We start from the raw sequence: 18,105 nt of genomic DNA on the forward strand, positions 1-18,105 counted from the left end.
CTACTGGAACTTCGGGCTAACGACTGGGGCATTGTTGATGATGCATCGGCGCGGCAAGTCATTCAGTCCGTTATCGTGATCGGGCGAAGGGGTCGTTTCCAAAACGACTTTGAGCGCCTTCGCCAAGGCTCCCCCACACGGAAGCTCGATTCATTAGATGGCAAGGACCTTGTACGATGGGAACAGGCGAAAGCACTATGGGAAAAGCAGGGTATGGCGCCAAGTCAAACCGCTTCTCTGGCGGCATACGACTACGAGCGTATCGCCTACCTCGCCCGTTCATGCTTTTCGTTGGGGTATCTGACCGAGACGGAGCTTTGGCGGTGCCTCGCATGGGTAAGCACGCAGTCCAGGTCAGCGTTCGCCAACTGGAACGACTATGCTGCCTCGTTCATCTTTGGTCGAGCCGCAACGTTCGACGACGGCAGTGAGAAATTTACGTTGAAGGGTATCGTCGCTGCCTACACATTGCTTCATGGTCAGCAAAAGTACCTCAAGCGCCCTCATCTTTGGCAACGGTATCTTCTGGACGGGATAACCGTCCCCTCCGATATCACCATGCCTGAGTACCTTGGCGTAGCATCGACAAGTCAAGCGAACGAGCCATTGTCGGGGTTGGGCGCTTTGTCAGCGCGCGTGAATGACGAACGCTCAAACGCACTGGCGATCGGTGCCAACCGGCCTGACGAAAGTGTTAGCTGGCTGGCCAAGGCGTGGAATATAGCCGATGCAGCGACCGCTGACAGAGCAATCGAGTGGCTGTTGAAGTCAGGATCGCGCGAGCGTTACGAGAATGTATTCAGCAGAGTGGTCGATTGCGGTGAGCTGTCGCAACTGGAAGATGTCAGTGCAACCCAATTCCTCAACGTCCGGCAAACGATTGAACGGATAGTGAAAGCCGGTATAAGCGAGAACGTCGTTATCGGTTGCCGGTCCATGCTGGCTTACGATCTGGAACGCGCGGCTTATATCGTGAGAGTAGCAGCGGCAACTGGTTACATCACGGAATCTAACGCTTGGTCGTACCTGCGTCGCCTGTCCCTTCACGCACGGAGACATTTCGTTTCGTGGGAAAACTATCTGGTGTCGTTCGTGTTGGCTCAAGCTTTTCTCAACAGCAACCCCGAGATGTTGCTGAAGATAATCCAGTCAGGTGCAGGGTTACTGAAGATCGAAAGTCCATTCGATGAGTACGTGTCGCCGTGGCGGAAGTACCCTATGCACTGTTTGCCAGGTGTCTCGAAGCAGGAAGCGGGAACCTGCGAATTTGAGTAGTTGGCCCGATTCGACTCGATGTTCGCGACGTCGGCAATTTGTTTCTAAGCCCTTCAGGTGGCGTTTGTGCCCGCAGGCAACGCAGCATTAGAACGTTCGCACACGCGCAAATTGCAAGGCGCGAAAGGGAGCGGTTCGTATCGATACAACCCCTCCTCGCTTGCCCAACGTGCAATCGCCAGTTGATCGATACGAAATTTCGAGTTCACAACGGACACATCTGGAAAGAAAGCAAAAAGCTCGATCGCCGTATAGCCGTTCCAGATACAGTGGATCTGACGGATCTCTTCGGGTAGGCTGCGAGCCGCCGACGGTGCGGGGAAGTTGCTTGACGCCCTGCCGGCCTCCCGCACGTGCCATATGAGGCAATGCCGTTGGCGCGCACCCGCAGATGCTTCGCGCAACGCCTTTTAAAGCTTCGTTCGATTACTCTGACAATACCATTGCGGGACAAGAAGTAACGAGGCGAAAAACATCGACGCGCCTATGCACGCGTGTCATGCATTAGCGAATAGCGAGGCGCAACTCATTCGCCGATCAAAAACTTCTCGCGATTCTTACCCGCAAGCCAGGCAGGCGCGCGGCCGCGTCCGCTCCAGGTTTCGCCCGTCTTCGGATTGCAATACTTCGGCGGCAGCGCAGCCTTGTGCGGCGCGCGCGCCTTCGTCGAGAACCCGAGCTCTTCCGCAGTGATGCCGTACTCGGCGATCTTCTGCTTGATCTCGGCGATTGCCTGCGTGACTTCCTGCTCGCGCGCCTGTTCCATCTCCTTCTGGAGCTTTTCGAGTTGCGCGGTCAACTGTTTGTATGTGGCCATCTGGCAAGGTCTCCATGCATGTCCGTACGGCAACTGTGACCGTGCCGGAAGTAAAAAGTGCCGGGTAGGAGTGTAGTGCCGTCAGAAAAGCATCGGTAGTGCGCGTTGTCAAAACATGACGAATCTAGTCGTCGATCGCATCGTACAGGCGACGCTCGAACTCGACGACCATGTCGAACGGTTCGACGGAGCGCCGCTGGATCAGCATCTGGCCGATCATGTTCTCGACGGGATCGGCGAACCAGCTGGTGCCGAATGCGCCTGGCCATCCGAACGATCCCGTCGACCGATAGCCGAGCGGCAACTGCTGCGCCGGATCGTCGACGATCGAAAGCCCGAGGCCGAAGCCCTGCCCTGACCACTGCACGTGTCCGATCGACGGCATCCGGCGCTGGTCGCGCGCGAGAAAGTTAGTGCGCATCAGGTCGACGGAGCGATGCGACAGCAGACGCACGTCGCCTACGCGGCCACGTCCGAGCAACAGGCGAGCGAACTGGAGATAGTCTTCCGCCGTCGACACGAGCCCGCCGCCGCCGCTCTGAAAGCGCCTCGGGTTGGCCCAGCGGCTCGCCTGCGGGCGGTCTTCGACGACGCGCCGGCGCGAGTCGGGATCGATTGCGTAGGCGGTGGCGAGACGCGAAAGCTGCGCATCGGGCACGCAGAACGCCGTGTCGCGCATGCCGAGCGGCTCGAAGATGCGCGTGCGGAAGAAGTCGCCGAGCGACAGGCCGCTGATCCGGTGGATCAGCACGCCGAGCACATCGGTTGCGATGCCGTAGTGCCAGCGCGAGCCGGGATGAAACATCAGAGGCAGCGTCGCGATGCGCGCGAGCCACGCATCCGGCCCATGGCCCGAATCGAATCCGTTGAACACGGAAGCGTAGGCATCGGCTAGCGGCCCGGTCGACGTGAAGTGATATGCGAAACCCGCGCGATGCGTGAGCAGATCGAGCACCGTGATCGGCGCGCGCGACGGCTCGGTTTGATCGAGCGCGCCGGCGGGATCGCGCAGCACGCGCGGCGCGGACAGTTCCGGCAGCCACTGCCCAACGGGCGCATCGAGCGTGAGGCGGCCTTCTTCGACGAGCATCATGATCGCGGCGCTCGTCACCGGCTTCGTCATCGACGCGATGCGAAACAGCGTGTCGCGCTGCATCGGCAGACGCCCGGCTTCGTCGCGCCAGCCGCGCGCGTCGAAGAGCCCGATCTCGTCGTTGCGCCACGCGAGCGTGACGACGCCCGCCACTTCGCCGCGATCGACATAGCCTTGCATTGCATCGGTCAAGCGGGCAAGACGCGTGGCCGAGAATCCTGCTCTGTGCATCGACGGTCCTCGTGGGCAGTGGGCGAGGCGAGCATTGCGCGATAACGCGAACGCCGCAGCGCGCTCAGCGCTTGTAGCGAACTTCGAGTGCGTGCAGCGCGTCGCTGAGCTTTTGAACACGCCTGACCTGCGACGGCACCAGCGCCGCCAGCGACACCGAATTGATCCGGCTGCGCCAGTATGACAGCGGAATGCCGTCGGCAGCCGAAATGCGCGATATCACGTGTTCGAGGTGCTCGATATCCTTTTCTATCTGTTCGTGATTCATTGCCTTCCCCGTGGTCCCTCGCAAGGCGTTATCGGATAGCACGAAATATGCCGCGGAAAATCTCGTGCGACCTGGTCTCTATGTCGTTGTGCTGCTGCACGCTTTCCAAAAATCGGATGAGCCGCGTGTCTGGTATCCAGCGCTGCTGAATTCCGCCGCCTTCTTTACCAGGCAATTTATACGAAGAGATCGTTGCGTTCCGTTAGGTGCCGCACGGAAATGCCTCGCGCGGCGTGCCCGTGCGACGTTTCGAAAGAGGTGGGTGCTACGGGGAGATTGCGGGCTGCGCGCGCTGTCCCGCGTCGCGAGCGAAACCAGCTACGGTCGAGGAAAACTGAATGGGAAAGACGCGCCGCTCACTTCCCGCGGCACGCGTACAACAGACTGCGTACGCCGTTGTTGGTCGTGGTGCGCATCGTATCGAACGCGCCGCCGCACATCGCCTGCGCCTGCTGCTCGCAGTTGTCCGAGCCGGCGGGGCACTGGACAAGCGTAGTCGGCCGGCCGTCCGGCGAGAAGAGCGGCGGCGCGCTGCTGCACGCGGCGAGCGCGCCCGTCATCGCCAGCGCGGCGGCAAGCGACGCGCGGCGGACCCAATGCGCCGGGCGCGCGCCGGATGTTTGACTGCGTTTCATGGAAGACCCCGTTGGCTACTTGTTTTTCGACGAACGCGATTGTGCCATGGCCGCCTTGCGTTGCGTCATCAGGCTACTGCGGCGGTGCATCGGGCTGTGTGTCGGGCTGTCGGTCGGGCTCCGCAAGCGTCTTGTAGGGCATCGCCCCGTGCGTGCCCGTCGCGATGCGCACAAAAACCTGTTCGACATCGGGCATCGCTTCCAGTTGCTGCTGCAACGCATGCCTGTCGAACGATGCGGGCGCGCATCCTTCCGCATAGACGAAGCGCCGCTGCACCGTGATCCACAGGCTCGTGCCGTCGAACGCATGCGGATTCGTGAAGCGCGCGTGAATGGCGTCGGCGATCTCCGGGTCGTACATGTACGAGTTCGGCTTCGTGCACTTGTGCGCGAGCCAGCACGTCGTGCCGCGTTCCGCACGATAGTGCGCGTCGTCCTCCATCTGCGCGCGCGTCATCATCGGACCCAGTGGCACGGGACAATCGGCGATCGCATGCGAGAGCGCGAAGAACGGATCGTTGTACCAGTTGCGCCTTTCCGTCGATGCAGCAGCCGAAGCAGCTGAACCAGCCATTGGCGCCTGCTGCGCATGCAGCACGTCAAAAACCGCGCTCGCGATGAACAGCATGATGCCCGCGCTGATGCCTGCGCCCCGGCGTGTCATGACAGCGTCTCCTTGCGTCGTGCTTTCCGTCGAATGACGATCGTACTGCGCGGCGCCGCTCGCGGCGAGCCTCACACGTCGATGCCGTAAGCCGCGATCTTCTTGTACAGCGTCGCGCGCCCCATGCCGATGCGCGCGGCCGCTTCCGTCACGCGTCCGTTGCAGGCGCGCACCGCATCGCAGATAAAGCGCTTTTCGAACGCGGCCATTGCATCGGCCCACTGCTGCGGCGGCGCATCGTTCGACGCCGCCGTCGCGGCCGCCGCATCCGCCGAAACCGATGCGGGCGGCTCGAACGCAGCCTGTCCGCGCAGCGGCCCGATGAACGGCGCGAGCGCGCGCGCATCGATACGCTCGCTGTCCGACAGCATCACCGCGCGCTCAAGCGTATTGCGCAGTTCGCGCACGTTGCCGGGCCAGTCATACGCGCAGAGAAGGCGCAACGCGTCGTCTTGGAGTTCGAAATGACCGCCGCGCACCTGCGTCGACAGATCTTCGAGGATCGTATACGCGAGCGCTTCGATATCCGTTTGCCGCTCGCGCAGCGGCGGCGCATGGATCGTCAGCACGTTGAGGCGGTAGAAGAGGTCCGGGCGGAAACGGCCTTCGGCGACGAGAGCGGGCAGATCGGCCGACGTTGCCGCGATGATCCGCACGTCAGCGCGCACGATGCGATTCGAGCCGAGCGGCTCGAATTCGCGGTCCTGCAGCACGCGCAAGAGCTTGCCTTGCAGCGGCAACGGCATATCGCCGATCTCGTCGAGAAAGAGCGTGCCGCCGTCAGCCAGCTCGAACTTGCCGACGCGGCCCTTGCGATCCGCGCCCGTGTACGCGCCCGCCGCCGCGCCGAAGAATTCGACTTCGAGCAGCGCGTCGGGAATGGCCGCGACGTTGACGGTGACGAGCGGCTTCATCGAGCGCGCCGACGCGCCGTGTATCGCGTGCGCGAGCAGTTCCTTGCCGGTGCCCGTTTCGCCGAGCAGCAGCACGGGCGAATCGACTTGCGACGCGCGCCGCGCCTGGCGCTTCACTTCGAGGCACGCCGCGCTCGTGCCGACGAAGCTCCCGAACGTGTACTTCGCGCGCCGCGCCTGCGCGAGCGACTGGCGCGTCGCGATCAGTTCCTGCTGCACGCGCGAATAGTGCGAGAAAAGCGGCGTGAGCGCCTTCATCTCGTCGAAGAGCGCGAAGCCGACGGCGCCGACCGTCTTGCCCGCGTCGTCCTTCAACGGCAGGCGCGTGACGACGAGCGGCTCGCGATCCGTTTCGAGAATGTCGAGCAGGATCGGCTTGCCCGTCATCACGACTTCGCGCATCAGGCTGTTCGGTATCACCGCTTCGCAGTCGCGGCCGATCGCCTGCTGCGGATCGGAAAAACCGAAGCGCGCCGCGTAGCGCTTGTTGATCCACACGACGCGCGCGTCGGCATCGACGATGAACGTGCCTTCGCTGAAGTTTTCGAATGTGCGGAAAAGCGAGTCCATTGCGCGGCGCAGGACGTCACTGTAGGTCGCGGGCAAGCCCGACCAGTCGTTCATCATGTTGACGCTGTCTCCGTGTAGTCTTTATTGTGATTGTCTCAATTTGTAGACGAATTATCTCACAATCGAGACCTGCAAGAACCCCGATGAATAGAGTATGCTTCGCCGAATCGAATCCGACAGACGGAATTTCGTCTCTCATTTGAGACGATTCTGTACAATCGTTCGAATTGCCGCGCTGGAAATGCGGCCGGTGGTGCGCCTGTTTATCGCCCGTCATGCCGTCGAGCCGCGTCTGACGGGCATGGCACGGAACCTGCGTCAGCGGGCTCCGGCCGTCGCGCCGAGCTTCGCGCGCGTCCACGTAGAACAACCAAGCTTTGGAGACTCAATTGGCTTTTGTCATCGTCCTCGCCGCCCTGGCGTTCCTGATGTTGGCCGCGTATCGCGGCTACAGCGTGATTCTCGTCGCGCCCATCGCCGCGCTCGGCGCGGTGCTGTTCGTCGATCCCGCTGCCGTCGCGCCCGTGTTTACGGGCATCTTCATGGAGAAGATGGTCGTCTTCGTGAAGCTGTACTTCCCCGTGTTCCTGCTCGGCGCCGTGTTCGGCAAGGTGATCGAACTCTCGGGCTTCGCCGCGTCGATCGTGCATTCGGCGATCCGTTATATCGGCCGCTCGCGCGCGAACGCGGTGATCGTCGCGGTCTGCGCGCTGCTGACTTATGGCGGCGTATCGCTCTTCGTCGTCGTGTTCGCGGTGTATCCGTTCGCGGCCGAGCTGTATCGCCAGAGCAATATTCCGAAGCGCCTGATGCCGGGCGCGATCGCACTGGGCGCGTTCTCGTTCACGATGGATTCACTGCCGGGCACGCCGCAGATCCAGAACATCATTCCGTCGACGTTCTTCAAGACGACCGCGTGGGCCGCACCTGCACTCGGTATCGCGGGGTCGCTGTTCATCATCGTCGTCGGCCTGACGTTCCTCGAATGGCGCCGCCGCTCGGCGATGGCGAAGGGCGAGGGCTACGGCACGTCGCTCGTCAACGAGCCGGAGCGCGTCGAAACCGACCGCCTGCCGAATCCGCTGCTGGCGATTGCGCCGCTGATTCTCGTCGGCGTCGCGAACTTCATGCTCACGCGCATGATTCCCGACTGGTATGGCGCGAGCTACACCGTTGCGCCCGACGTGCTGCCGGGCAACCACGGCGTGGCCGTGACGGCGACGATCAAGTCGGTTGTCGCGATCTGGTCGGTGGAAGGCGCGCTGCTGCTCGGCATTCTGCTCGTCGTCATCACCGCGTTTGGCCGCGTGCAGGAACGCTTCGCATCGGGCACGAAGGCGGCTGTCGGCGGCGCGTTGCTGGCTTCGCTGAACACCGCGTCGGAGTATGGTTTCGGCGGCGTGATCGCGGCGCTGCCCGGCTTCCTCGTGGTCAGCGATGCGCTCAAGAGCATTCCGAATCCGCTCGTGAATGCGGCTGTGTCGGTGAGCTCGCTGGCGGGTATCACGGGATCGGCGTCGGGCGGCATGAGCATCGCGCTCGCGGCGATGTCGGATCTGTTCATCAAGGGCGCGGAGGCCGCGCATATTCCGATGGAAGTGCTGCATCGCGTGGTCGCGATGGCGAGCGGCGGCATGGATACGCTGCCCCACAACGGCGCAGTCATCACGCTGCTGGCCGTCACGGGGCTGACGCATCGCGAGTCGTACCGCGATATTTTCGCCGTCACGGTGATCAAGACGCTTGCTGTGTTCTTCGTGATCGCGCTTTACTACGCGACGGGGCTGGTTTAAGGATTTACGCCGTCAGGGCGCGTGGCTTGCGCGCCTTTCCTGTTGTCATCGAGGCGACCCTTTGGGTCGCCTTTTGTTTTTTGCAGTCAATAGCGGCTTTGCGTTCAGCGCCGCTAATGATCAGCCGCTTCCGGGGCGCTGCCGCACGCGGCGCGTCCTCGCATTCGTCACACAGCCGCGCGTTCGCGCGAAAGCGAGAAAGTCACCACGGCTAATGGCGCATCGACTCCGGCAACGACAACAGCAGCGCAGTCACGTCCATGTCCTCGTCGAGTTCGGGCCAGAAAAGCTGCTGCTTGTCGAGCGAAATGGCGAAGTGCTCGCGCTCCGCGTCGGTTGCCGCGGCGAGCGTCGGAAACCAGTTGAGGGGAAATTCGACGGCACGGCCGTCGGACAGGTCGAGAAACAGGTGTGCACTGTCGAAATGCACATCGACGGCATCAGCGCGCATGATCGTCTCCGGCAAGATCCAATCAAACGATAGTCGGGCGATGCGCGCGCTTCAAGCGCATTGCGCGGGGCCTGAACAGAATTTCGCCGGCGCCCGCGCGCTCACATTTCGGGTCGCGCGAGATCGCCTTCGACGATATGCTCGCCGTACACCTGTGCCGCCGCGAGCGCTTCCTCTTTGGTGGGAAAAGGGCCGAGATCGGGCGCGCCGTCGAAGGGAAACAGCAGACGTCCGTCCGTCTTGCGCACGACGCGCAGCACGCCGAAAAAGCGCCGGTAGCCAGCAAGCTTCGAGCCCGCGCTGACTTCGAAATCGCTCTCGCTCTTGCCGGGAACACTGGGAATGAAACCGCTCATGATGGACTTCTTGAATGCGTAATCTGTCGTGCAGAAAGCGCTATTTTCGCATGGTCATCGTGAGCGAATCATGTCGGAGCGTGAGCATGCTCAACGGTGCGTGGACGCGTCGCCCGGACGTTCGTTGATATACGGCGCGACGTTGCGCTCCTCCAGCGCGTCGCCGAGCTTCATGCGCAGGAAGCTGCTCGTCGTGTAGCGCGTCACACCCGAATAGAACGTGTTGACGAGCTTCGTCACCATCGCCGAATAAGTGCCGATCAGCTCTGGATTGATCGAGAAGTTGTCGTAGTTGACAATTGCCTGCGGCTTGATCCGAACGCCCGACAGGCGCGACTCGACCTGCTGCCGGATCGCGTCGACCTGTTCCGCCGACGTCACCTGCAAGCCCTCGAAGTTCACGAAGAACATATTCTTCTCGGCGTCGTAATTGAAGCGCTCTTCGAGCGGCAGGCACAAAAGCATCGTGCGCAAGCCCATCGGCCCGGCGCGAAAGATGTGCTCGTCCATCAGCCGCGGCGGCCGCTCGATGATCGGCGTGAAGCCCATCTGCGCAACGATGTCGTTCTGCACGTCGATGCCGGGCGCGACTTCCGTCAGTTCGAGTCCGCGCGGCGTCAGCGCGAACACGCACCGCTCGGTGATGTACAGCACCGGCTGCCCGCGCTTTGCCGCATATTCGCCGCTGAACGTGCGGTGCTCGACTTCATCGACGAACTTCTGGCACGTGCCCTCGCGATTGATTCGCAAGCGGCCGTCCGCGATCGTCACGTCGAGATTGCCCGCGTTGAACGTGCCGACGAACACGACGCGCTTCGCGCTCTGGCTGATGTTGATGAAGCCGCCCGCGCCCGCGAGCTTCGGCCCGAACTTGCTGACGTTCAGATTGCCCTGGCGATCGGCCTGCGCGAGCCCGAGAAAGGCGACGTCGAGACCGCCGCCATCGTAGAAGTCGAACTGATACGGCTGATCGATGATCGCCTGCGTATTCGTCGCCGCGCCGAAATTCAGCCCGCCCGCCGGAATGCCGCCGATCACGCCGGGCTCGGTCGTCATCGTGAAGAGGTCGATCACGCCCTCCTCGTTTGCGACGTTCGCGATGCCTTCCGGCATGCCGATGCCCAGATTCACGACGCTGTTGGCCATCAGTTCCATCGCGGCGCGGCGCGCGATGACCTTGCGCTCGGTGAGCTCCATCGCGGGCACCGAATTCGCGGGCACGCGCAGCTCGCTCGCGAACGCGGGCGAATACGGTTCGGCAAATGTCTGCCAGTGATGCTCGGGCCGCGCGACCACGACGCAATCGACCATGATTCCCGGTATCTTCACCTGGCGCGGATTGAGCGTATTCGTATCGGCGAGCCGCTCGACCTGCACGATCACGATGCCGCCCGAATTGCGCGCCGCCATCGCAATCGCGAGCGCTTCGAGCGTGAGCGCCTCGCGTTCCATCGTGACGTTGCCGCTCGCGTCGGCCGTCGTGCCGCGAATGATCGCGACGTCGATCGGAAACGTCTTGTAGAACAGATGCTCTTCGCCGCCGATCTGGATCAGCTCGACGAGGTCCTCCGTCGTCCGTGTGTTCAGCTTGCCGCCGCCACGACGCGGATCGACGAAGGTGCCGAGGCCGATCGTCGACAGATGCCCCGGCTTGCCCGCGGCGATATCGCGGAACAGATGCGAAATGACGCCTTGCGGCAGGTTGTACGCCTCGATGCGTCCGTCGATCGCAAGCTGCTGCAGCTTCGGCACCAGTCCCCAATGCCCGCCGATCACGCGGCGCACGAGCCCTTCGTGCGCGAGATGGTTCAGGCCTTTCGCCTTGCCGTCGCCCTGGCCCGCCGCGTACACGAGCGTCAGATCGAGATGCGCGTTCGACGCGTCCGGTGTGCCCAATGCGCCCGGCCCGCCCGATGTCGCCGCGTTCGCATCGAAGAAGCGTTCTTCGAGCGCGATCGCCACTTCCTCCGCAAAGCCGACGCCGACGAAACCGCCCGTCGCGACGGTGTCGCCGGGCCGGATCAGTTCGACGGCGGCGCGTGCGCTGACCACCTTGTCGCGCGCGACGCTGCGCTCGGTGACGGGGAACGGGTACTGGAATACGGCGCGCATGGGGTCTCCTTGCTGGGTCTTCTTCCGTACGACGCCGTCGCGGCCGTGGAAATGCGGAGGTTGCGCGGTTGCGGCGATCGCGGCGCAACCGCCCGCCGTCGCGGCTTTTGCGGTGCCTGAACACGCAATTTAGCAAGCTGGCGCGGGATCGTCAGCATATATCGCCGGCGACGGCACGGCCGTTCAGCGGCATGCAGTCGTGCACACACGATGCGCTCCCGTTGGCTTTCGCAAGCAGGCGCAAAAAGATTAGGTAAGCAAACGTTCTTCATCGCGCTTCGTTGCACGTGCAACGGCAGACGATGTTATGGTTTGGCCCCGTAAAAACAGGCACAATTCGACAGGCTAAACAAAAACCACGGCGCGCCGTAAACAACTAGATCAGCGCCGCGTCGCAAGCGCAGCAATAATTACCGCCAAAGCGGCTGGCTCCATGACAGGCATCTCCTTTCCCGAACCTATCGATGCAGCACCCGCCGCGCATGGGCTTGCTCACGTGCGCGGCGCAGGCTCTATTGATCGGCGCGCCGCGCCGGCGGCGATCCCGCGCGATGTTTCTCGCGTCCTCCTGAAGGCGAGTCCGAGATGACGACGAGCCTTCCGTTGAAATGGCGCCGCAATGCGGCGAAAGCGTCGCGGCAAGATCAGCACTTTCTCGCGCTCGTGCTCGACGCATGGTCGAGCCGGCACTCGGTCGGGCCTGTGAGCTTCGCGATCAGCATCGCCACGGGGATCGGCGCGGGCGCGGCGGGCGTCGCGCTGCAAATGGCCTCGCGTTGGCCGGCCGTACCGCTCGCCGTGCAGGTCGGAATCGGCGCGACAGCGGGCGTGCTCGCGATGATCGCGACGCGTCAGCGCTTCGCCTCGCAAAAGGCGCGGCATGCGGCGGCAATGGCGCTAGCCAGTTCGTTCCTCGAGGCGAGCCGCGATTGCGTCAAGCTGCTCGATCTGCAAGGGCACATGCTGCGCATCAACGACTACGGCGCCACGCTGATGGAAGCGTCGTCGCCCGTCGAACTCGAAGGCGCCGACTGGCTCGGCTTCTGGAAAGGCGACGACCACGACGCGGCGATGGCCGCGTTCAAATGCGCGCTCGGCGGCACGGCCGCGTCGTTTCGCGGCAGCTGCACGACGACAGCGGGCCAGCCGAAGTGGTGGGACTCGCAGCTCATCCCCATCAAGGACCACAACGGCAAGGTGATCGCCGTGGTGTGCGCGTCGCTCGACATTTCGAACCAGACGCGGCTGCATGCGGAACTGCGCACGAAAAGCGAGCTGATGTCGGAGATGGAAGCGCACGTGCAGCTCGCGTTCTTCTCGTACAGCGCGAATTTCGAGTACTTCCATTACATCACGGCGGGCTCCTCGAACGTGTTCGGCATCGATCGCGAGGAGTTGCTCCGCAACCCGAACGGCTGGCTCGACCTCGTGGTGCCCGAAGACCGGGTGGCGCTGCAGGCGGAAATGGGCCGCATGATGGCAGAATCGTCGGAAGGACGCGCGCAGTACCGGATCAGAAAGGCCGACGGCACGGTGCACTGGCTGCGCGGCACCGGCTACCCCGTCCTCGACGACAACGGCAACGTGCTGCGCATCGTCGGCATTGTGGAAGACGTGACGGCCGAACAGGAACGCATCGCCGAACTGGACCGGCTCGCCTATACCGATTCGCTGACGGGCCTCGCGAACCGCGCCGCGCTGCTGCGCGAAATCGAAAGCCGGTGCGCGGCGCGCAAGCCGTTCGGCCTGATGTTCGTCGACCTCGACCGCTTCAAGGTGCTCAACGACACGCTCGGCCATCTCGCCGCCGATCATCTGCTGCGCGATGTCGGCGGCGTCATCCGCGGCTCGCTGCCCGACGATGCGTATGTCGCGCGACTGGGCGGCGACGAGTTCGCGGTGCTGATCGGCGGCGTCGTCGACAAGGCCGGGCTCGAAGCGCTCGCGCAGGCACTGCTCGGCAGCCTTTCGGCGAATCGCCTGCAAGGCGGGGCGGGCGCGTTCATCACGGCGTCGATCGGCATCTCGGTCTATCCGGAACACGGCAGCGACCACGATGCGCTGCTGTCCAGCGCGGATGTCGCGATGTACACCGCGAAGAAAATGGGCCGCAACGGCTATCAGTTCGCGGGCGAGGAAGCCGCGCGCACGATCGGCGACTTCGAACTCGAACGCGACGTGCCCGAGGCGCTCACGACGAACCAGTTCTTCCTGCATTTCCAGACCATTCACGAGCCGCACTCGCTCGCGGTGCACAGCGCCGAAGCGCTGATCCGCTGGCGGCATCCCGCGCGCGGTCTGATTTCACCGAGCGATTTCATTCCGCTGCTCGAAGAGACCGGTTTCGTGTCGGATGTCGGCGTGTGGGTGCTCGACCACGCGTTGCGCCAGCTGGCCGCGTGGCGTCAGGCGAGCGCGATGAATCTGGGCATTTCGGTGAACGTGTCGGCGCGGCAATTGGGCAGCGAGCAGATCGTGCGCGACGTCGGCCGCGCGCTCAAGCAGTACGGCATTCCGCCCGGCAAGCTCGAGATCGAGCTGACCGAGACGGCGCTGATGAAGAATCCGCAGCAGGCGCAAAAGTCGATCGTCGAGCTGAAGAGGCTTGGCGTGCGCATCGCGATCGACGACTTCGGCACGGGCTATTCGAGCCTGATGTATCTCGCCGACTTCGCGCCGCACACGGTGAAGATCGACCGGCATTTCACGTCGAAGATCGAGCATGACCCGACGACGCAGACGATCGTCGAAGGCATCATCGGGCTCGCGCACAAGCTCGGCATCAAGGTGATCGCGGAAGGCGTCGAAAACGCGGCGCAGCTCGACATCCTGCGCCGCGTGAATTGCGACTACGTGCAGGGCTTCCTGCTCAGCGAGCCGCAGGCGCCCGAAGGCCTGATGAAGCAGCGCGCGTGACGGCGTGACCACCGACGACGCGCCGCGCTTGCCCGCCCGTCAGAAGCGGTGCCGCAGGCCCGCGCCGATCAGCACCTGATTGTGATTCGACGACGGATCGGCCGTATTGATGACGGCAGGCGCGCCCGACGACGCGTGCTGATAGATCGCTTCCAGATAGGTGTCGGTGCGCTTCGAGAACTGATAGTCCGCCTGCACGCCGCCGTTATGCCAATGCGCGCCCGAGCCCTTGGTGTACGTGTACGAGCCGGCGAGCGAAATGGTCGGCGTCAGCTGGTAGATGCCGTTGACTTCGTAGTTTGAAAAGCCGATGGACGGCGCCGCCTCGCCCGTATCGATCACGACGACGCCCGCGTACGTCGAGCGCGACCAGGCCGCGGCCATCGTGAAGTCGCCGATCGCGTAGCTCACGCCGACGCCATACGTGTTCTGCGTCTGCGCGCCGGCGTCGAACACATCCGTCGCGCTGGGCAGCACAACCGGGGTATAAGCACCCGCCGCCGTGTTGCCACGCCCGTTCGCATGCAGATACGCCGCGCCCGCATTGAGCGTGCCGTTCTGGTAGCTCGCGCCGAAGCTGTACGCACGGTTGTTCGCGAACTGCCCGGCGGCATTCGAGAACGCGTACATGCCGCCCAACGTGAGACCGCCGAACGACGGGCTCGCGTACTTGACCGAGTTCGCGGCCAGGTACGAGTTGTTGGCGTTGTCGTTGTCGAACGGATGGGCGAACGCAGTGCCGCCCGTGCCGCCCGTCAGCGTGAACGGCGCGAAGTAGTCGTGGATCAGGTCGTACTGATGGCCGAACGTCACCGTGCCGAACTTCTCGTTGCCAAGGCCGACGTAGTACGGGTGATCGTTGAACATCTCGCCCGTCGTCACCGAATAGCCGCGCTCGAGCCGGAAGATCGCGCGATTGCCGCCGCCCAGATCCTCGATGCCCTGCAAGCCCCAGTAGCTGCCGTCGACGAGACCCGAAGTCGATTTCCACTGCGAGTGGCCGCCGACGTTGTTGATATAGGCGAGCCCCGCGTCCAGCTCGCCGTATAGCGTGACGCTGCTCTGCGCGTTCGCGCCTGTGCTGAGCGAGAGTAGTACGGCGGCTACGGCTGCCGCTGCGGCTGTCTTGTTGATCTTGTTCGCGGACATGCTCGGCTTCCCAAGGTTGAGTCGATTCGGATTCGAAGGCGACTTTTTATAGGAACGACAGCCATATGCACAAGTGGCGCGCATCAATTGTGTTGCAGAGCAACACACGCCGCGCCGTAATATAACTTACAAAACGCGTACAGAAAGCCAATTATCGAGTTCGCGTGAATCAGAAGTAAAGCGAAAACATTCCGCCGCGCACCGCCTGTCCGAACGCCTGTCGATGGAATCCAGCGAGGCTTCGGCAAAACGGACTTTCCCCAAAGCGTACGCTCAATGCGGGCTCAAAAGCGTTGTTTCCGTGCGACGGCCGACGCTTGCCGGATTTCGAAGGCCGCGCTAATGCCGCGTTGCACGCTTACCCGACTCGAATACCAGGAATACCTCAAGCCTCGGGGGGCGCTGCCGTTAAACCATGGAGATTTAATCGGATGCGCAGGCATCCGGCAGTCCAGGGCAAACAACGCAATGCGCAACAATCAACCGGTTACACAGAACGAGTACGACTACCCTTCGTCGCAGATGCTCGTGTCCGCGACCGACCTCAAAGGCAAGATCCAGTACTGCAATCCCGCCTTCATCGCCGTGTCGGGCTATCCGCGCGAAGAGCTGATCGGCCAGCCGCACAACCTGATCCGCCATCCCGACATGCCTGCCGAAGCGTTCGCCGACATGTGGACGACGATCCGCGCGGGCCATCCGTGGTCGGCGCTCGTCAAGAACCGGCGCAAGAACGGCGATCACTACTGGGTGCGCGCGAGCGTCACGCCCGTCGTCGAGAACGGCACGCCCGTCGGCTATCTGAGCGTGCGCGTGAAGCCGGGCCGCGAAGAGGTGCACAACGCGCAGGCGCTGTACGCGAAGATGCGCGCGGGCGAAGCGCATGGCTACCGGCTGCATCGGGGCGTGGTCGTGCGCACGGGACTCGTCGGCCGGCTGCAGGTGCTGATGCGTCTGCCCGTCGCGACCCGCGCGACGATCGGCTATATGGTCGCGCCCGTCGCGCTGCTCGCGGCGGGGCTCGCGGCGTGGGGCGGACTGCCGCCGATGCCGTTCTGGATCGCGTTCGGCGTGACGGCCGCGACGAGCGCCGCCGCTGCGTATTTGCTGTCGCGCCACCTGGCTCAACCCGTCGACTCAATGTCGACGTTCGCGACGCGCATGGCCGCCGGCGATCTGACCCAGGACCTGACGATCGCCCGCCATGACGACCTCGGCGATGTGCTGCAGGCGCTCAACCAGTTGAAGGCCAATCTCGCCGCGATCGTGTTCGACGTGCGCTCGCAGATCGGCGGCATGCTCGACGCCGCGCACGAAATTTCGACGGGCAACGTCGATCTCGCGCGCCGCACCGAAATGCAGGCGGCGTCGCTCGAAGAAACGGCGGCGACGATGGAGCAGCTGACCACGACCGTTCAGGCGAACGCCGACACGACCGTGCGCGCGCTCGATCTCGCGCGCGACGCGCAGGCGGCCGCTGCGCTCGGCGGACAGGTTGCGCAGCAGGTCGAGCAGACGATGGCGGGCATCACGGAAGCATCGAAGCGCATCGCCGACATCACGGGCGTGATCGACGGCATCGCGTTCCAGACCAACATCCTCGCGCTCAACGCCGCCGTCGAGGCCGCGCGCGCAGGCGAGGCGGGCCGCTCGTTCGCGGTTGTCGCGAGCGAAGTGCGCATGCTCGCGCAGCGCTGCGCGGCATCGTCGAAGGAAATCAAGCAGGTGATCGATACGACGGTGAGCGAGGTATCGCAAGGCACCGAACTGGTCGCGCGCACGACGGCGCAAATGGCGGTGATCGACGAGGCCGTGGCGCGCGTGTCGTCGCTGATCGTCGAAGTGGCGAATGCCAGCAGCGAACAGGCCGACGGCATCAGCCAGATCAATCAGGCCGTCTCGCATCTGGACAGCGCGACGCAGCAGAACGCCGCGCTGGTCGAACAGGCCGCCGAGACGGCGCAGCGTCTCGCGGAACAGGCCGATGTGCTCGACGAAGCCGTGCGGCTCTTCACGGTGTCGGGCGCGCCCGCGTCGCGCGCTCCGCGCAAGGCGCCCACTCGCGCGGCCGCTCCGCCGCGCAGCCCGGCGACACCCGCTCACACGGTTCGCGCCGGGTCCGGAGCAGACGTTTTGGTCTGATGGATCATCGTTACTCCCATCTCGACAGCGCGCTATTGTCCGATGAAGATACGACCGTCAGCGCCCAAGATTGTGTGCGGGCCGGCTGACCCGAGTAACAACGGCGTTTATGTAGCCCGCCCATTTCGTGGGCGGGCTATTTTTTCCGCTCGTTTGCGTTCGATATCCGTCTGTGCGCCGCGCGCTCAATCCGCAGCCAGCAACTCGAGCTGCTGAGGCGCTTTCGACAGTGGGCGTTCGAGCGTCAGAAGCGCTTCTTTCCGATGCAGTCCGCCCGCGTAGCCGGTCAGATCGCCTGCGCTCGAAATCACGCGATGGCACGGCACGACGATCGAGATCGGGTTGCGCCCGTTCGCGGCGCCGACCGCGCGCGACGCCGACAGCGGCAAGCCCAGCCGCCGCGCGATGCTGCCGTAGCTGGCCGTCTCGCCGTATGGAATCTTCACGAGTTGTTCCCACACGTCGCGCTGAAATGGGCTGCCCAGCATGCGCAGCCTCAGCGTGAACTGCTGCCGCTCGCCCGCGAAAAATTCGCCAAGCTGCTCGCGCGTCTGATCCAGCACGCGTGAAGGCGTGAGCGTCGTGAGCGCGGCATCCGCGGCGGGGAAATACTTCTGGCCGAAGAAAAACACGCCCGTCAGCGCATCGTCTTCCCCGCGCAGCAGAATATCGCCGAGCGGACTCGGCATCGACATGCATTGCTTCATGAGACCCTCCTG

15 protein-coding genes are annotated in these 18,105 nt (G+C 63.6%); 4 read left to right on the forward strand and 11 right to left on the reverse strand.

What is annotated here, in order from left to right; genetic code table 11:
- Nucleotides 1-1,275: DUF1266 domain-containing protein (locus BN2476_RS23040; RefSeq protein WP_087736476.1), on the forward strand; the 1,275-nt coding region annotated here is incomplete at its 5' end.
- A gap of 526 nt (nucleotides 1,276-1,801) precedes the next feature.
- Here BN2476_RS23040 and BN2476_RS23045 read toward each other — a convergent pair.
- The 6 genes from BN2476_RS23045 to BN2476_RS23070 form a co-directional block, all read right to left on the reverse strand.
- Nucleotides 1,802-2,092: an H-NS histone family protein gene (locus BN2476_RS23045; protein WP_087736477.1), complete on the reverse strand. Its 291-nt coding sequence runs from the start codon at nucleotides 2,090-2,092 to the stop codon at nucleotides 1,802-1,804.
- A 124-nt stretch (nucleotides 2,093-2,216) separates the two neighbouring features.
- A complete protein-coding gene (locus tag BN2476_RS23050) occupies nucleotides 2,217-3,416 on the reverse strand; it encodes a serine hydrolase domain-containing protein (protein WP_087736478.1) in 1,200 nt (399 codons plus the stop codon).
- Nucleotides 3,417-3,480: 64 nt separating this feature from the next.
- The gene (locus BN2476_RS23055) at nucleotides 3,481-3,684 is read right to left on the reverse strand and encodes a hypothetical protein (RefSeq protein ID WP_087736479.1); all 204 of its coding nucleotides are present in this window, start codon (nucleotides 3,682-3,684) and stop codon (nucleotides 3,481-3,483) included.
- A 356-nt stretch (nucleotides 3,685-4,040) separates the two neighbouring features.
- Nucleotides 4,041-4,319 (reverse strand): hypothetical protein, encoded by a 279-nt coding sequence (locus BN2476_RS23060; protein WP_087736480.1) that lies wholly within the window; start codon nucleotides 4,317-4,319, stop codon nucleotides 4,041-4,043.
- A gap of 73 nt (nucleotides 4,320-4,392) precedes the next feature.
- A complete protein-coding gene (locus tag BN2476_RS23065; protein WP_087736650.1) occupies nucleotides 4,393-4,983 on the reverse strand; it encodes a hypothetical protein in 591 nt (196 codons plus the stop codon).
- Between the two features lie 71 nt (nucleotides 4,984-5,054).
- On the reverse strand, nucleotides 5,055-6,524 hold the full coding sequence (locus tag BN2476_RS23070) for a sigma-54 interaction domain-containing protein (protein ID WP_087736482.1): 1,470 nt from the start codon (nucleotides 6,522-6,524) through the stop codon (nucleotides 5,055-5,057).
- 332 nt (nucleotides 6,525-6,856) lie between these two features.
- On the opposite strand from BN2476_RS23070, the gene BN2476_RS23075 reads away from it, so the two are divergent.
- Nucleotides 6,857-8,260 carry a GntP family permease gene (locus BN2476_RS23075; RefSeq protein WP_087736483.1) on the forward strand — a complete coding sequence of 468 codons (1,404 nt, stop codon included), beginning with the start codon at nucleotides 6,857-6,859 and terminating at the stop codon, nucleotides 8,258-8,260.
- 211 nt (nucleotides 8,261-8,471) lie between these two features.
- Here BN2476_RS23075 and BN2476_RS23080 read toward each other — a convergent pair whose 3' ends face one another.
- The 3 genes from BN2476_RS23080 to BN2476_RS23090 all read right to left on the reverse strand — a co-directional run bounded on the left by BN2476_RS23080 (nucleotide 8,472) and on the right by BN2476_RS23090 (nucleotide 11,179).
- Nucleotides 8,472-8,711, reverse strand: a complete 240-nt coding sequence (locus tag BN2476_RS23080; protein WP_087736651.1) for a DUF2442 domain-containing protein — start codon at nucleotides 8,709-8,711, stop codon at nucleotides 8,472-8,474.
- 101 nt (nucleotides 8,712-8,812) lie between these two features.
- On the reverse strand, nucleotides 8,813-9,067 hold the full coding sequence (locus tag BN2476_RS23085) for a DUF6723 family protein (protein WP_087736484.1): 255 nt from the start codon (nucleotides 9,065-9,067) through the stop codon (nucleotides 8,813-8,815).
- A gap of 90 nt (nucleotides 9,068-9,157) precedes the next feature.
- Complete coding sequence (locus BN2476_RS23090; protein ID WP_087736485.1) at nucleotides 9,158-11,179, reverse strand: acyl CoA:acetate/3-ketoacid CoA transferase; 2,022 nt, start codon at nucleotides 11,177-11,179, stop codon at nucleotides 9,158-9,160.
- 585 nt (nucleotides 11,180-11,764) lie between these two features.
- Here BN2476_RS23090 and BN2476_RS23095 point away from each other — a divergent pair.
- Nucleotides 11,765-14,095 carry a putative bifunctional diguanylate cyclase/phosphodiesterase gene (locus BN2476_RS23095; RefSeq protein WP_087736486.1) on the forward strand — a complete coding sequence of 777 codons (2,331 nt, stop codon included), beginning with the start codon at nucleotides 11,765-11,767 and terminating at the stop codon, nucleotides 14,093-14,095.
- Between the two features lie 39 nt (nucleotides 14,096-14,134).
- On the opposite strand, the gene BN2476_RS23100 is transcribed toward BN2476_RS23095, so the two are convergent.
- On the reverse strand, nucleotides 14,135-15,244 hold the full coding sequence (locus tag BN2476_RS23100; RefSeq protein WP_087736487.1) for a porin: 1,110 nt from the start codon (nucleotides 15,242-15,244) through the stop codon (nucleotides 14,135-14,137).
- A 468-nt stretch (nucleotides 15,245-15,712) separates the two neighbouring features.
- Between BN2476_RS23100 and BN2476_RS23105 the strand changes: the two genes are divergently transcribed.
- Nucleotides 15,713-17,386: a methyl-accepting chemotaxis protein gene (locus tag BN2476_RS23105; protein ID WP_087736488.1), complete on the forward strand. Its 1,674-nt coding sequence runs from the start codon at nucleotides 15,713-15,715 to the stop codon at nucleotides 17,384-17,386.
- Between the two features lie 185 nt (nucleotides 17,387-17,571).
- Here BN2476_RS23105 and BN2476_RS23110 read toward each other — a convergent pair whose 3' ends face one another.
- A complete protein-coding gene (locus tag BN2476_RS23110; RefSeq protein ID WP_087736489.1) occupies nucleotides 17,572-18,093 on the reverse strand; it encodes a methylated-DNA--[protein]-cysteine S-methyltransferase in 522 nt (173 codons plus the stop codon).
- Between the last annotated feature and the right edge of the window lie 12 nt (nucleotides 18,094-18,105).

Source organism: Paraburkholderia piptadeniae, from assembly GCF_900007165.1.
GTDB lineage: Bacteria > Pseudomonadota > Gammaproteobacteria > Burkholderiales > Burkholderiaceae > Paraburkholderia > Paraburkholderia piptadeniae.